At 68.1% G+C, this 14555-nt stretch carries 9 protein-coding genes; 3 read left to right on the top strand and 6 right to left on the bottom strand.

Features of this window, described 5'->3' with window-relative positions; all coding sequences use genetic code 11:
• Positions 1–405: 405 nt before the first annotated feature.
• Positions 406–4290, bottom strand: coding sequence for a phosphoribosylformylglycinamidine synthase (gene purL, locus D5301_RS16125; protein WP_228756430.1), 3885 nt, complete (start codon positions 4288–4290; stop codon positions 406–408).
• 820 nt (positions 4291–5110) lie between these two features.
• Between purL and D5301_RS16120 the strand changes: the two genes are divergently transcribed.
• Positions 5111–7210, top strand: a complete 2100-nt coding sequence (locus D5301_RS16120) for a glycosyl hydrolase family 18 protein (protein ID WP_153856260.1) — start codon at positions 5111–5113, stop codon at positions 7208–7210.
• A gap of 116 nt (positions 7211–7326) precedes the next feature.
• On the opposite strand, the gene D5301_RS16115 is transcribed toward D5301_RS16120, so the two are convergent.
• Together D5301_RS16115 and xerD are read right to left on the bottom strand one after the other, a co-directional pair.
• On the bottom strand, positions 7327–8109 hold the full coding sequence (locus D5301_RS16115; protein ID WP_153856259.1) for a thioredoxin fold domain-containing protein: 783 nt from the start codon (positions 8107–8109) through the stop codon (positions 7327–7329).
• A 100-nt stretch (positions 8110–8209) separates the two neighbouring features.
• On the bottom strand, positions 8210–9187 hold the full coding sequence (xerD, locus tag D5301_RS16110) for a site-specific tyrosine recombinase XerD (protein ID WP_046428433.1): 978 nt from the start codon (positions 9185–9187) through the stop codon (positions 8210–8212).
• 56 nt (positions 9188–9243) lie between these two features.
• On the opposite strand from xerD, the gene D5301_RS16105 reads away from it, so the two are divergent.
• A complete protein-coding gene (locus D5301_RS16105; protein ID WP_153856258.1) occupies positions 9244–9735 on the top strand; it encodes an RDD family protein in 492 nt (163 codons plus the stop codon).
• 54 nt (positions 9736–9789) lie between these two features.
• On the opposite strand, the gene D5301_RS16100 is transcribed toward D5301_RS16105, so the two are convergent.
• Genes D5301_RS16100 through lptF form a run of 3 tightly spaced genes read right to left on the bottom strand, consistent with a single transcriptional unit; the run spans position 9790 to position 12902 of the window.
• On the bottom strand, positions 9790–10662 hold the full coding sequence (locus tag D5301_RS16100; RefSeq protein ID WP_153856257.1) for a hypothetical protein: 873 nt from the start codon (positions 10660–10662) through the stop codon (positions 9790–9792).
• 54 nt (positions 10663–10716) lie between these two features.
• On the bottom strand, positions 10717–11823 hold the full coding sequence (gene lptG, locus D5301_RS16095) for an LPS export ABC transporter permease LptG (protein ID WP_110710995.1): 1107 nt from the start codon (positions 11821–11823) through the stop codon (positions 10717–10719).
• Positions 11820–12902: an LPS export ABC transporter permease LptF gene (gene lptF / locus D5301_RS16090; protein WP_110710994.1), complete on the bottom strand. Its 1083-nt coding sequence runs from the start codon at positions 12900–12902 to the stop codon at positions 11820–11822. The genes lptG and lptF overlap by 4 nt, the downstream gene beginning before the upstream one ends.
• 104 nt (positions 12903–13006) lie before the next feature.
• Between lptF and D5301_RS16085 the strand changes: the two genes are divergently transcribed.
• On the top strand, positions 13007–14485 hold the full coding sequence (locus D5301_RS16085) for a leucyl aminopeptidase (protein ID WP_153856256.1): 1479 nt from the start codon (positions 13007–13009) through the stop codon (positions 14483–14485).
• Positions 14486–14555: the final 70 nt, after the last annotated feature.

Here is a 14555-nt window from a genome sequence, read left to right as displayed (position 1 = left end):
AAGCAACGCCACCGCTGGGCTTTCCGGCCCAACGTCCCCTGGGGGCGTTTATTCGCGTGATTTACTGCGGGGTATTGCCGAACGGCGCGCAGCGACAGAAAACCGAGCGCGTGCGCCAACCGGTTACTGCGAAATGAATGATTCTGAAACGGGGTTCAAGTGTTAACGGCAACTTTGCAGATCGTCAAGACTTTGACACAGCAAATCCTATTGCCGTGAAGCACATCACTATTTCACGTGTTTATGAAATGATTTTGTTATGCATGCGTGACGATTCCTCGACGCATGAAAATGCATGTAACTAGCGGTCGCGACTGGAGTTTCAAGCGCGCAAAGAAAAACCCGCCGATCAACGGCGGGTTTTTCCATACGCGATGGCATTGAGGCCTGCGCGATGCAGTGCGATCAGCCGCACCACACCCGCGCGTTGCGGAACATGCGCATCCACGGCGAGTCACCCTGCCACTCGGCCGGGGCCCAGCTCAGGTTGAGCGCGCGCGGGGTGCGTTCCGGGTGCGGCATCATGATGGTGACGCGGCCGTCACTGCTGGTCAGGCCGGTGATGCCGTCGGGCGAACCGTTCGGGTTCAGCGGATACTGGCTGGCGATGTTGCCATGGCCATCGATGTAGCGCAGCGAGACGCGGGCGGCAGCCTGGTCGACGGCGTTGTCGAACACGGCCTGGCCTTCGCCGTGCGCCACCGCTACCTGCAGGCGCGAGCCGGCCATGCCACGCAGCAGGATCGACGGCGATTCCACCACTTCCAGCAGCGCGGTGCGGGCTTCGAACTGCTCGCTGGCGTTGCGACGGAACTGCGGCCAGTGCTCGGCACCCGGGATGATGTTTTTCAGCTGGCTCATCATCTGGCAGCCGTTGCACACGCCCAGCGCGAAGCTGTCTTCGCGCGCGAAGAACGCGGCGAAGGCATCACGCAGTGCGCTGCGCTCCAGGATCGAGGTGGCCCAGCCACGGCCGGCCCCCAGCACGTCGCCATAGCTGAAGCCGCCGCAGGCGACCAGGCCAGTGAACTCCTGCAGCGCCACGCGGCCTTCGATCAGGTCGCTCATATGCACGTCGAACGCGCGGAAGCCGGCACGTTCGAAGGCGTTGGCCATTTCGATCTGGCCGTTGACGCCCTGCTCGCGCAGCACCGCCACGCGCGGGCGTGCACCGGTGCTGATGAACGGTGCGGCCACGTCTTCGTTGAGGTCGAAGCTGAGCTTCGGCTTCAGGCCCGGCGCATTGAAGGCACGGGCGACCTCGCGCTCGGCATCCGCGTTGGCCGGGTTGTCGCGGCGCTTCTGCATCGCGTGGGTGACCGACCACCAGGCGTCGAACAGCGCGTCCCAGCGCCACTCGGCCAGGTTCTCGCCACCCAGCGACACGCGCACCACCGGTGCGGTGGTCGGCTTGGCGATGCGCTGCGCGCATTCGGTCAGTGCATGGCGCTCGACCAGGTCGGCGAAGGCCGCACGGTCTTCGCGTGCGATCTGCACCACCGCGCCCAGTTCTTCGTTGAACAGGCTGCGGAACGGATCATCGCCCCAGGCATCGAGGGTGATATCCAGGCCCAGGCGCGAGGTGAAGGCCATTTCGCACAGCGCAGCGAAGGCGCCGCCGTCGCTGCGGTCGTGATAGGCCAGCAGCAGGCCGGACTGGCGCGCATCGCGGATCAGCTCGAAGAAACCACGCAGGCGCTGCGGGTCGTCCAGGTCCGGCGCGGCACCGGCGAAGGCCGGCAGGTCGGCGTGGTCGGCATGCACCTGGGCCAGGATCGAACCGCCCAGGCGCTGCTTGCCGGCACCGAGGCCGATCAGCCACAGCTCGCTGTCCACGTCGCGGTCGAGCAGCGGGGTCAGCTGCTGGCGCACGTCGGCCACTGGCGCGAACGCCGAGATCACCAGCGACACCGGCGACACGCTCTTGTGCGCCTCGCCCTGGTCGTGCCACTGCGCCTGCATCGACAGCGAGTCCTTGCCCACCGGGATGCTGATGTCCAGCTGCGGGCACAGTTCCATGCCCACTGCCTTCACCGCGTCGTACAGCAGCGCGTCTTCGCCGGGGTGGCCGGCCGCGGCCATCCAGTTCGCCGACAGCTTGATTTCATCCAACGCATCGACCGGGGCCGCGCACAGGTTGGTCAGCGCTTCGCCCACCGCCATGCGTGCCGACGCAGCGGCGTCGAGCAGGGCCAGCGGGGTGCGCTCGCCGATCGACATCGCTTCGCCGGCCACGCCGTCGAAGTCGGCCAGGGTGATCGCCACGTCGGAAACCGGCAGCTGCCACGGGCCGACCATCTGTTCGCGTGCGGTCAGGCCGCCGACGCTGCGGTCACCGATGGTGACCAGGAAGTTCTTCGAGGCGACGGTCGGGTGCGCGAGCACGCGCAGGCCCGCTTCCTGCAGGTCCAGGCCACCGGTCTTCAGCGCCGGCCAGCGCGGGGCCGGCGGGTGCGCGGTGTCGCGGTGCATCTTCGGCGGCTTGCCGAACAGCACGTCCATCGGCAGATCGATCGGCGCATCGGCCGGGGTGTGGCCCGGCACGGCACCGTAGGCCACCACCAGGTGTTCCTCGGCAGTCGCCACGCCAACCGCGGCGAACGGGCAGCGCTCGCGGGCACACAGTGCGGCGAACTCAGCCAGGCGCTCCTGCGCCACGCCCAACACATAACGCTCCTGCGACTCGTTGCACCACAGCTGCATCGGCGACAGCGACGGATCATCGGTGGGCACCTTGCCCAGATCGATGACACCGCCGACCTTGGAGTCGTGCAGCAGTTCCGGGATGGCATTGGACAGGCCACCGGCACCGACGTCGTGGAAGAATTTGATCGGGTTGTTGGCGCCCATCGCCACGCAGCGGTCGATGACCTCCTGGCAGCGGCGTTCCATTTCCGGGTTGTCGCGCTGCACGCTGGCGAAGTCCAGGTCCTCGGCGCTCTCGCCGGAGGCCACCGAACTGGCGGCACCGCCGCCCAGGCCGATCAGCATTGCCGGGCCACCCAGCACGATCACCGCGTCACCGGCCTGCAGCTGGATCTTGTCGACCTGCACGCGATCGATCGCGCCGAGGCCACCGGCCAGCATGATCGGCTTGTCGTACGCGCGCACCAGATCGGCACCTTCCGGCAGCTCGAAGCTGCGGAAGTAGCCGAGCAGGTTCGGGCGGCCGAACTCGTTGTTGAACGCTGCGCCGCCAAGCGGGCCGTCGGTCATGATTTCCAGCGCCGGTGCCATGCGCGGGTTCAGCGCGCGCGGCGCTTCCCACGGCTGCGGCAGTTCCGGAATGCGCAGGTGCGAGACCGAGAACCCGGACAGGCCCGCCTTCGGCTTGCCGCCGCGGCCGGTCGCGCCTTCGTCGCGGATCTCGCCACCGTTGCCGGTCGATGCTCCCGGGAACGGCGCGATCGCGGTCGGGTGGTTGTGCGTTTCCACCTTGATCTGGAACGCGCTCGGCACCTGCGGCTCACGGCGGTATTCGCCGCTGGCCGGATCCGGGCGGTAACGCGACGCCGGATGGCCTTCGATCACCGCGGCGTTGTCGCTGTACGCGCTGAGCGTGTGCTGCGGGGTCTGCTGGTGGGTGTTCTTGATCATCCGGAACAGCGAACGGTCCTGTTCCTGGCCGTCGATGGTCCAGCTGGCGTTGAAGATCTTGTGGCGGCAGTGCTCGGAATTGGCCTGCGCGAACATCATCAGCTCGACGTCGGACGGCGCGCGGCCGAGCGCGGTAAAGCGTTCGCGCAGGTAGTCGATCTCGTCCTGGGCCATGGCCAGGCCGAGGCGCTGGTTGGCGGCCTCCAGCTGGTCCACCGGCACGCGTTCCAGTTCACCCCGGGCCGGCGCCGAGAACAGCGCCTGGCCCTGTTCCACGGTCTCCAGCACCGACTGCGTCATCGGGTCGTGCAGCGCCTTGACCAGCGCCTGCTGGGCGGCGGCATCGGCCGGCCAGCCCTGCACGTCGATGCGCAGGCCACGTTCGACCCGGCTGACCGGCTGGCCGGCACCACGGACCAGTTCGGTGGCCTTGCTCGACCACGGCGACAGCGTGCCCAGGCGCGGCACCACGATGCGGCTGACCGCGCCGTCGGCCACGGCCTCGGCCTGCGGCGCAGCTTCGAGGATGCGGCACAAGGTGGTCAGGTCGGGGGCGGCACTGCCTTCGGGCTGCACGAAGTAGACGTGCCAGGCACCGCTGATGCGCAGGGAGGGAGCGATGGACTGCAGGCGGGATTCAAGACGTTCGCGGCGGAACGGCGACAGGGCGGGCGCGCCCTCGAGGACCATCATGTCCGGGGAACCGTAGTTGGGAAACGGGCCCGACATTGTACCGGAAGCGGGGGGTGGGCTTTGGCCGGGCGGCGCCCGGCACCCGCCGAGGCCAGGGCAACGGCAACGGCAACTGCCAAAGCAAAAGCGGGGTTCCCGTGGGATGGCGGGGTGGGTCCGGTTGCGGGGGACGCCGTGAATCCGTCCATGGAGGCTCGATCGCCGCATCCATGCGGCTCACGCCCCCGCAACCGGACCCACCCCGCCTTCGACAGATTTCCGCGATCTGCAGTAGATCCACGCCATGCGTGGATGCTCCCCGGTAGTGCCGGCCGCTGGCCGGCAACCAGGGAAATCTCAGAAGTCAGGCATTGAAGAGCGAAGCGACCCGCTTTTGCTTTTGATTTTCTGTTCTGTCTTCCGTGGCTGGCCGCGCAGGAACCTGTCCGTGGCCGGGCGGGTGGGCTGCGCAGGGGCGTAAGCGCCATGGATGGCGCGCCCGAGCCTACAGGGACGTATTCACGGCGTCCCCTGCGCAGCCCACCCACCCGGCCAACCCACAGAAATCCGCTGTTCGCGGAAAGCCCCAGCCACGAGGGGCTCCGCCGATGGCCGCCGACCGCGCGCAGCGCCGCTCTCCGCCCGAATCCCCGAACCATGCACTTGCTCACGGATTGACCACGCGATTGATGACAACGTTGTCCCTACCTGGTGCCGGACTCTCTCCCCGGCCTCCCAGGTACCCCGTCCGCCCCCTCCGTCGCCTTCCCGGGCGACGCCCGGACCTGCGTCACGCGCGGCGCCATCGGGGCCCGCGCGCCCTTTGATCGGAGACTTACCCATGTACGACCCGATTGTGCGCAGTGCCGAACGTTCGACCCGAAGCTGTCGTCCCCGCCGCCTGGCCTGGCTGCTTGCCCTGGCCGCCGGTACCGCCGCCCTGCCCGGCCTGGCGCAGGCCGCCAGCTGTGCCGGCGTGGCCCAGTGGGACCAGGCCAAGATCTACCGGGCCGGCGATACCCTGCAGAAAGGAGGCGTCCTCTATCGGGCGAACCAGGACATCTGGAACGCGCCGCCGGACCATCCGGCCGGTGCGCCCTACTACACCAACCTCGGTGCCTGCGATGGCAGCGGCAGCAACCAGCCGCCGGTGGTCAGCCTGACCTCGCCGGCCAACGGCGCCACCTTCAGCGCCGGCAGCACGGTCAACGTGACCGCCAACGCCAGTGATCCGGACGGCAGCGTCGCCAAGGTCGAGTTCTTCCGCGATGGCAGCACGCTCGGCGTGGCCACCAGTGCGCCGTATGCGGCCAGCTGGGCCAATGCCAGCGCCGGCAGCCACACCCTGCGTGCGGTCGCGACCGACAACAACAACGCCACCACCAGCACCGCGACCATCACCATCACCGTCAACGCCGCCGGTGGCGATACCACCGCGCCGAGCGTGCCGGGCGGGCTGGCGGTTGGCACCCGCACCGCCAACAGCATCGCGCTCAGCTGGAGCCCGTCCACCGACAACACCGGTGGCAGCGGCATGGCCGGCTATGACGTGTACCGCAACGGCAGCCTGGTGGGTTCGCCGTCCAGTGCCAGCTATGTGGATGGCGGGCTGACCGCGTCGACCACCTACCGCTACCGCGTACGTGCCCGCGACAACGCCGGCAATGCGTCGGCACAGGGCACCGAGATCAGCGCCACCACGCTGGCCGGTGACGGCGGTACCACCGGCAAGCGGGTCATCGGCTACTTCACCCAGTGGGGCATCTACGGCCGCAACTACCGGGTCAAGAACATCGACAGCAGCGGCTCGGCCGCACGCCTGACCCACATCAACTACGCATTCGGCAACGTGCGCAACAACCGCTGCGAAGTGGGCATCACCCAGCCGTCGGATCCGAACAGCGGTGCCGGTGGCGATGCCTTCGCCGACTACACCAAGGCCTTCAGCGCCGCCGAGAGTGTCAGCGGCAGCGCCGATACCTGGGACCAGCCGCTGCGTGGCAACTGGAACCAGCTCAAGCAGCTCAAGGCCAAGTACCCGGGCATGAAGGTGCTGATCTCGCTGGGTGGCTGGACCTGGTCGCGTGGTTTCTCCAGCGCAGCGCGCCCGGAAAACCGCCAGGCCTTCGTCGCTTCGTGCATCGACGCCTACATCAAGGGCAACCTGCCGGTGACCGACGGTGCCGGTGGTGCCGGAGCCGCGCTGGGCGTGTTCGACGGCATCGACATCGACTGGGAGTACCCGGTGGCCTGCGGCATCGAATGCGGCAAGCCGGAGGACAACGCCAACTTCACCGCGCTGATGGCCGAGTTCCGCCGCCAGCTCGATGCGGTGCGTCCGGGCCTGTTGCTGACGGTGGCGGTGGGTGCCGGCATCGACAAGATCCGCGTCACCGATCCGGCCGCGTACCACCCGTACCTGGACTACATCAACGTGATGACCTACGACTTCCACGGCGCGTGGGATGCGAAGACCAATCACCAGTCGGCGCTGTTCGATTCGCCGAATGATCCGTCCACCGGCGACCAGAAGCTGTACAACAGCAACGACGCCATCGAGGCCTTCATCAGCCGTGGCGTGCCCGCCGCCAAGCTCAACCTGGGCATCGGCTACTACGGGCGTGGCTGGACCGGTGTGGCCAACGCCAACAACGGCCTGTACCAGACCGCGACCGGCGCCGCCCCGGGCACGTATGAAGCCGGCATCGAAGACTGGAAGGTACTGAAGAACCTGGCGTGGCCGGGCTACACCGACAACACCGCTGGTGCCACCTGGATCTACAACGGCAGCACGCTGTGGAGCTTCGATACCCCGGCCAACATCACCCGCAAGATGGGTTACGTGAAGACCCAGGGCCTGGGCGGCGCGTTCGTCTGGGAGTTCAGCGGTGACGATGCGCAGGGCACGCTGACCAAGGCGGTCAGTGATGGCCTGAAATAAGGAAAAAAGCCGGGGATGCGACACGCATCCCCGGCCTCGAATCTGTAGCGCCGAGCCATGCTCGGCTGCCACATATGGAACCGCAGTCGAGCATGGCTCGACGCTACATTTCTGCGTCAGCGCTTGGCCGACAGCTTTTCCAGCGCCGCACGCAGCTGTGCCGGCGGCAGGTAACCGCCCAGCTGGGTGCCATCCGGCGCGAAGATCGCCGGCGTGCCATTCACGCCCAGCTGCTGGCCCAGCGCGTACTGCATCGCCACCGGGTTGGTGCAGTTCTTGGCCGGCACGCTGCCACCGCGCTTGGCGTTGGTCAGGGCCTGGCGACGATCCGCTGCACACCAGACCGAAATCATGTCGGTGTAGTCCTTGCTGCCCAGGCCCATGCGCGGGAACGCCAGGTACTCGACGGTGATGCCGTTGCGGTTGAGCTCTGCGATGTCCTGGTGCAGCTTGCGGCAGTAACCACACTCGATGTCGGTGAACACGCTGATGGTGTACTTGGCGTTCGGCGCGGCGAACACGATGCGATCGCCGTGGTTGGCCTTGGCCAGCAGGCCGCGACGGTAACCGAGCAGACCTTCACTGTTGGCCGGGCCCTTGGCGCGGGTGTCGTAGGGCTGCGACTGGAACAGGTAGCGACCGTCATCGGACACGTACAGCAGCTGTCCGGAGACCACCACTTCGCGGAAGCCGGGGAACGGCGCGGCACCGATGTAATCCACCTGGAAACCCGGATTGAGCGCGGTCAGCGCGGCACGTACCGCCTGGTCGGCCGGCGCGTTGGCGGCCGGGCCGGCCTTGGCCGCAGCGGCAGGTGCCTTGGCGGCCGGCGGGGCCGGCTGGGCGCAGGCGGTCAGGCTGAGCGCACCGAACACGGCGGCGATGGCAAATCGGAGCATGGAGCGGTCCGCAACAGAAGAAGATCCCGGATTCTGACACAGCCACCGGAACCGGGCCGCGACGCCCGGCACGGCCCCGGGCAGCGATTCAGCCCGGCGCTCAGCCGCGCGGATGGTGGCGGGCGTGCAGCTTCTGCAGATGCTCGCGCGCCACCAGGGTGTAGATCTGGGTGGTCGACAACGAGCTGTGGCCGAGCAGCATCTGCAGCGCGCGCAGGTCGGCACCGCGGTTGAGCAGATGGGTGGCGAAGCTGTGGCGCAGGCCATGCGGGCTGATCCGCGCCGGGTCGATGCCGGCCACCTGCGCGTGGCGCTTGACCAGGTGCCAGAACGCCTGCCGGGTCAGCGCATGCAGCGTCGGCTCGATGAACAACGGGGTCTGCCCATCGGCCAGGGCGTGCACCTTGCCCTTGCCGACCAGCAGCGGGCGCGACTGCTGCAGGTAACGCTCCAGCCAATGCTGCGATTCCTCGCCCAGCGGCACCAGCCGTTCCTTGCTGCCCTTGCCGGTGACCCGCAATACGCCCTGGCGCAGGTTCACGGCTGTCGCCGGCAACAGCACCAGCTCGCTCACGCGCAGGCCGGCGGCATACATCAGTTCCAGCATGGCGCGATCGCGCAGGCCCAGCGGACTGTCGATGTCCGGTGCCGCCAGCAGCGCATCGATCTGGCTTTCGGCCAGCGCCTTGGGCAACAGCCGTGGCAGCTTGGGCGGGTCGAGCAGCGCACTGGGGTCTTCGCTGCGTTCGCCACGGCGCACGCCATCGGCGAAGAACGCCCGCAGCGCCGACAGCAGGCGCGCATTGCTGCGCGGCGACCAGCCATGCCGGGTGCGCCAGGCCAGGTAGTCGAACAGCCCCGGGCGCTCGATGCCCGCCAGGCCACCGTCGCGCCCATCCATCCAGCGCGCAAGCCCTTCCAGGTCGCGCCGGTAGCTGTCGAGGGTGGCGCGGGCCAGGCCGTTCTCGGCCCAGATCGCATCGAGGAAGCGCTGGATGCGCACGCTGTCGTCGGCGCGCAGCTCGGGCAGTTGCTGCACCAGCTGGCGGCGTTCGGCGGGGGTTGAAACAAGGGCCATGGGTGCAGGATACGAGGGCCACTGCGGGCACGGCCAGCTTTGCGTATGCTCGGCGCATGTCCCGCCCCGTCACCGACACCGCCCCTGCGGCCGCTACCGAGATGCCCCGCCCACGTGCCTTGTTGGTCTGGCGCGTGCTGGCGATGGTCTACGACGCACTGCCGGTGCTGGCGCTGTGGATGCTGGCCGGCACGCTGTTCACCCTCGCCTACACTTTCAGCGGCCACGCGCAGCGCGAGAACATCGCGCCGTTCAGTGCCTGGCAATGGCTGCTGTGGGCGGTGTGCTGGCTGATCACGGGGGGGTACGCCACGGCCAGCTGGCGCCGTGGCGGGCAGACACTGGGCATGCGGCCGTGGCGGCTGAAACTGCACTCAGGGGATGGCGCGCCGCTGCGGCGCGGCCAACTGTGGCTGCGCTTCGCCGTGGGCTCACTGTCGCTGCTGCTGGGTGGACTGGGGTTCTGGTGGGCATGGGTCGACCGCGACCGCCTGACCTGGCACGACCGCGCCAGCGGCACCCGCCTGGTGCGCATGCCGAAGCGGTGATGCACGACGTGTAGAGCCGAGCATGGGCCCGGCTCTACACGATCAACGCAGCGATCAGCCAGCGGGTGCCGGATCCGGCAGGATCACCGCCGGCTGCGTCCAGAGGTCGAAGAAGGCGGACGCAAACGCATTGGCCTGCACATCATCGGCCACCGGCGACTGTGCGCTCAACTGCGCACGGGTCTTCACGAACTCCTGCCACAGTTTCAGGCTGGCCTTCTTCAGGCGCTTCTGCTCGCCTGCGTCGGTTGCGGCAAGGTACTGCGCGTACAGCTCGCGCATCGGTTTGCCCTGGGCCTCATAGGCCGCCGGAAGCGGCGGCAGCTGGGCGGCAGTGAAAGCCATCGATGCTGCCGGCGGCCGGTAGCCATCCGGCCCGAAAGCCTCCTTCAGCTCGTCCCCGGCATCCAGGTATTCGAAGAAGCCGGGCACGTTGTAGAGCTTGGTCCGGTAGTCGGACGAGGTATCCGGGCTGCTGGAGACCACCGTGTCAGGCAGTTCGTCCTTCAGTCCTGCGTCCCAACGGCGCGGAATGAAGAAGCCGGTCGCCTTCACGTAGGGACCCTCGATCTCCACATCGTTCAGTTCGATCTTCGATGCCAGGTTGCCGGTATTGGTCTTGCTGGTGACATACTGCTCGGTGACGATCACGTACTCGGCCATGGCCGGGTTGATCAACCCACCGATCCCATCGGCATAGACAACCATGCGGACGCTGCCGATCTTCTCGCTCTGCAGCCGGTACTGACCCGGCTCCAGAACCAGGGGCATGGAGGTGTGCGGCGGCAGGGTATGCACCTGCTGGTCGACCGACAAGGTCAGCGGTGCATCCGTCGGGTTGTCGATCTCGAAGTCGACGGTGGACCGGCTGCAGCCGGCAGAAAGCAGCACGGCCGCGAAGTACGGCAGAAAGCGTTGGAAGCTCATGTTCGTCCTTGAAGTGAAACGGAAACAGCCGGGCCTTGCCCGGCTCCCTGGGAATCAACCCGACTTGCGCCGGAACAGCAATCCGGACACCGCCAGCATCACGATCGGCGGCAATGCATAGGCGATGCGGTAATCAAACTTCAACGCGCCGGCCATGCGGCCGAAGAACAGCTGCAGCAGCCAGAAGCCCAGCGCGAACAGGATGCCCAGGAACAGGCGCTTGCCCATGCCGCCGCTGCGCAGCGACCCGAACGCGAACGGCACCGCCGCCAGGCACAGCGCCAGCACGTTCACCGGGTAGAACCAGCGGCTCCAGTACACATCCTCGAAATCGCGCGCATCCAGCCCGTTGCGCTGGCGATAGGTGATGCTGGTGCTGAGTTCGGCCAGGCTGAGATTGCGCGGCTTGGCGATGCCGGTGGCCAATGCGGCCGCATCCAGCTTCGAATTCCACGGTTCGCGCGCCACTTCCTGGCGGGTCGCCGAGCGCTCGCCAAAGGTGTCGCGGCGGACCCCGGTCAGCACCCAGCCATCCTTGTCGTGCTCGGCGGTGGTGGCATGGGTCAACGAGGCAATCTTGCCGTCGTCGGCAATGCGGTACAGGCGCACGTCACGCAGGATCAGGCGCGTGCCCTTGTCGCCCACCAGCTGCTCTTCGCCGCTCTGCGCATTGAGGAAGGTGTCGCCTTCGCGTGCCCACAGGCCCGAGTACCGCGTGGTGGAAATGTCCCGCCCCCACTTGGCACTGGCCTTCAGCGCATCGGCACGGTCCTGGCCCCAGGGGCCCAGCGTCTCGGCGCTGAGCACCATCACCGCAGTCAGCAGCGACAGCGCGATCGCCACCGATACGCTCAGGCGCTTGCGCGACAGGCCCAGCGCACGCAGTGCGGTCAGCTCCGAGGTCGCGGCCAGCTGGCCGAGGCCCATCAGTGCGCCGATCACCGCAGCGGTGGGGAACATCGTGTAGGCGCGGCGTGGCACGGTGTACAGCACCCATGCTGCGGCATGGCCCAGGGTGTAGCCGTTCTTGCCGATGTCCTTGAACTCGCCGGAGAAGGCCATCACCACATCCAGGCCGACCAGCACCGCCCAGGTCAACAGCACCGTGGTGAACACCGACTGGCCCAGGTACAGGTCGAAACGCATCGGGCGCAGCCTCATGCGCGGGCTCCCTTCGGGCGGCCCAGGCGGCCATCACGTGCATACATCCAGATCGCCAGCGCCAGCAGTGGCAGGGTCAGCCACCACAGGCCCAGCGCGGGCGGAATCCTGCCATTGGCGATCCAGCCACTGCCGATGAACATCAGGTTGGTGCCCACCATGTAGGCCATCAGCGCCAGCATCATGCGGCCGTAGCGCTGCTGGCGCGGCGAGCTGCGGCCCAGCGGCACGGTCAGCAGGGCAAAGGCCAGCGCGATCAGCGGCGGCGCCAGGCGGCGGTGCAGCTGTGCCTGCGCCTGCGGGCGTTCATCGCCGATCAGCTTCAGGGTCGGCATCAGTTCCGGGTCGTCCTCGGTGCGGGTCTGCGCGCCATCGGGCAGGGCGACGTCGTTGCGGGCGAAGGTCGCCAGCCGGTAATCCAGCGCGCCGGCCACCGGTCCTTCCACCTGGTGGCCGTCATCCAGCTCCAGGAAGCGCTGGCGGGTGCCCTCGAAGTACATGCGGCCGCTGTTGGCCGACACCACTTCCAGGCGGTCGTCCTTCTGCCGCTGCAGGAACACCTTGCCCAGCTCGGTGCCGTCGGGCGAGATCGAGGACAGGTAGACCACGCCGCCATTGGGCAGCGGCGTGAACCGGCCCGGCTCCAGACCGGCCATCAGCACGCTGCGGTTGGCCTCGATGATCATCTGCTCCGCCACCCGGCCGGCCCACGGGCCCAGCCACAGCGAGCAGGCGCCGACCAGCAGCACCACCGGCACCACCAGCATCAGCAGCGGCCGCAGCAACCGCTTGGGCCCCACGCCGATGGCGGTGATGACCGCCATCTCCGAGTCGCGGTACAGGCGGGCGATGGCCAGCAGCAGGCCCAGCATCAGTGCCAATGGCAGGATCAGCGGCAGGTAGGCGATGAACTGCAGGCCCAGCTGCGAGAACAGCAGCTTGGCCGGCAGGCGCCCATCGGCGATGTTGCCGAGGATGTCCACCAGCACGCCGCCCACGCTGACCACCAGCAGGACGATCAGGGTAGCCAGGAAACTCTGGACGAAATCGCCCAGCAGGTATCGGTCGAGCTTCAGCATGGGGCGGTGGTTTAAACTCTGGGGTTCGTTCGCGGTGCCGCCCAGTCTACTGTCTGGGCGTAAACGGCCTGCGATTGTACGGACTCGCCAATGGAATCTGCTCAATGGCCCTCGAATTCACCCTGAACCACGTTGCTCCGGCCGCCGCCACCGTTGATTGCCTGGTGGTCGGCGCGTATGCCGACCATACCCTGACCCCGGCTGCCCAGGCCCTGGACGCCGCCAGTGGTGGCCGCCTGGCCGCCCTGGCCCAGCGCGGCGATCTGTCCGGCAAGACCGGCGCGACCACCCTGTTGCACGACCTGCCGGGCGTGACCGCCCCGCGCGTGCTGGTGGTCGGCCTCGGCGAAGCCGCCCGCTTCGGCGTGCCGCAGTACCTGAAGGCCGTCGGCGACGCCGTGCGCGCGCTGAAGGCCGGTGCTGCCCGCAGCGCACTGTTCACCCTGTCCGAAGTGGCGGTGAAGGACCGCGACGCGGCCTGGGCGATCCGCCAGGCAGTGATCGCCGCCGATCACGCCGCGTACCGCTACACCGCCACCCTGGGCAAGAAGAAGGCCGAGGACGCCGGCCTGGCCCAGCTGGCCATCGCCGGTGACGACGCCCAGGCCCTGGCCCAGGGCCAGGCCATCGCCGCCGGCGTCGAGTTCGCCCGCGAGCTGGGCAACCTGCCGCCGAACTACTGCACCCCGGCCTACCTGGCCGAAGTGGGTGTGAAGTTCGCCGGCGAGCACGACGGTGCCGAGGCGGAGATCCTCGACGAGCACCAGATGGAAGCACTGGGCATGGGCTCGCTGCTGGCCGTGGCCCGTGGTTCGGCCAACCGCCCGCGCCTGGTCGTGTTGAAGTGGAACAATGGCGGCGACGCCAAGCCGTACGTGCTGGTCGGCAAGGGCATCACCTTCGATACCGGTGGCGTCAACCTGAAGACCCAGGGCGGCATCGAGGAGATGAAGTACGACATGTGCGGTGGCGCCAACGTCATCGGCACCTTCGTCGCTGCGGTCAAGGCCAAGCTGCCGCTGAACCTGGTGGTGGTGGTGCCGGCGGTGGAGAACGCCATCGACGGCAACGCCTACCGTCCGTCCGACGTGATCACCTCGATGTCGGGCAAGACCATCGAAGTCGGCAACACCGACGCCGAAGGCCGCCTGATCCTGTGCGACGCGCTGACCTACGCGCAGCGCTTCGAGCCGGCCGCGCTGGTCGACGTCGCCACCCTGACCGGTGCCTGCATGGTCGCCCTCGGCCACCAGACCGCCGGCCTGATGAGCAAGCACGACGACCTGGCCAACGAGCTGCTGGCCGCCGGCGAGCACGTGTTCGACCGCGCCTGGCGCCTGCCGCTGTGGGACGAGTACCAGCCGATGCTGGATTCGACCTTCGCCGACGTCTACAACATCGGCGGCCGCTGGGCCGGCGCGATCACTGCCGGCTGCTTCCTGTCGCGCTTCGCCGAAGGCCAGCGCTGGGCCCACCTGGACATCGCCGGCGTGGCCAGCGATGAAGGCAAGCGTGGCATGGCCACCGGCCGCCCGGTCGGCCTGCTGAGCCAGTGGCTGCTGGACCAGGCCGCCCGCGCCTGATGCCGTACCCGACCCTGGCCGGCCCCCGCCGGCCAGGGCCTCGCCCGGCACTGCCGGGCCCCTGCCTGAC

Origin of the sequence: Stenotrophomonas sp. MH181796, assembly GCF_009659995.1 — a bacterium.
Lineage (GTDB): Bacteria > Pseudomonadota > Gammaproteobacteria > Xanthomonadales > Xanthomonadaceae > Stenotrophomonas > Stenotrophomonas riyadhensis.
The sequence above is the reverse complement of the archived record's forward strand: the minus strand, read 5'-3'. Positions and strand labels throughout refer to the sequence as shown.

Coding starts and splice junctions, on each gene's coding strand:
- purL (WP_228756430.1), bottom strand. CDS start 4,290: ATGATGGTCCTCGAGGGCGCGCCCGCCCTGTCGCCGTTCCGCCGCGAA.
- D5301_RS16120 (WP_153856260.1), top strand. CDS start 5,111: ATGTACGACCCGATTGTGCGCAGTGCCGAACGTTCGACCCGAAGCTGT.
- D5301_RS16115 (WP_153856259.1), bottom strand. CDS start 8,109: ATGCTCCGATTTGCCATCGCCGCCGTGTTCGGTGCGCTCAGCCTGACC.
- xerD (WP_046428433.1), bottom strand. CDS start 9,187: ATGGCCCTTGTTTCAACCCCCGCCGAACGCCGCCAGCTGGTGCAGCAA.
- D5301_RS16105 (WP_153856258.1), top strand. CDS start 9,244: ATGTCCCGCCCCGTCACCGACACCGCCCCTGCGGCCGCTACCGAGATG.
- D5301_RS16100 (WP_153856257.1), bottom strand. CDS start 10,662: ATGAGCTTCCAACGCTTTCTGCCGTACTTCGCGGCCGTGCTGCTTTCT.
- lptG (WP_110710995.1), bottom strand. CDS start 11,823: ATGAGGCTGCGCCCGATGCGTTTCGACCTGTACCTGGGCCAGTCGGTG.
- lptF (WP_110710994.1), bottom strand. CDS start 12,902: ATGCTGAAGCTCGACCGATACCTGCTGGGCGATTTCGTCCAGAGTTTC.
- D5301_RS16085 (WP_153856256.1), top strand. CDS start 13,007: ATGGCCCTCGAATTCACCCTGAACCACGTTGCTCCGGCCGCCGCCACC.